Raw genomic sequence first — 347 nt, forward strand, 5'->3', positions numbered from 1 at the left:
CGGGCGGGGCGAAGAGGGTCCGGCGCGACGGGCCGGGCGGAGGGGGGGAGGTCCGCGTCGGCCCGTCGCGCCGGTTTCGGCCGGTCAGGGAGCGGCGATTGCCAGCACCGCGTTCTGCCCGCCGAAGCCGAGGGAGTTGCTGAGGGCCAGCTCGATCCGGGTGCCGGTCTCCTCGGTGGCGACCTTGATCTCCAGCTCCGGGTCGAGGGTGTGCAGGTTGGCCGTGGGCGGTACCAGCTGCTGTTCGATCGAGAGCACGGTGAAGACCGCCTCGACGGCGCCGGCCGCGCCCAGCAGGTGTCCGGTGACGCCCTTGGTGGAGGTGACCAGCGGGTCGCCGGTCAGGG

The 347-nt window shown here is 73.8% G+C and carries 1 pseudogene; it reads right to left on the reverse strand.

Annotation, left to right across the window (positions count from 1 at the left end):
- Positions 1 to 84: 84 nt before the first annotated feature.
- A pseudogene (locus AA75_RS44985) lies at positions 85 to 347 on the reverse strand (3-oxoacyl-ACP synthase); the annotation flags it as partial.

The organism is Kitasatospora sp. MBT63 (genome assembly GCF_000710465.2).
Classification (GTDB): domain Bacteria; phylum Actinomycetota; class Actinomycetes; order Streptomycetales; family Streptomycetaceae; genus Kitasatospora.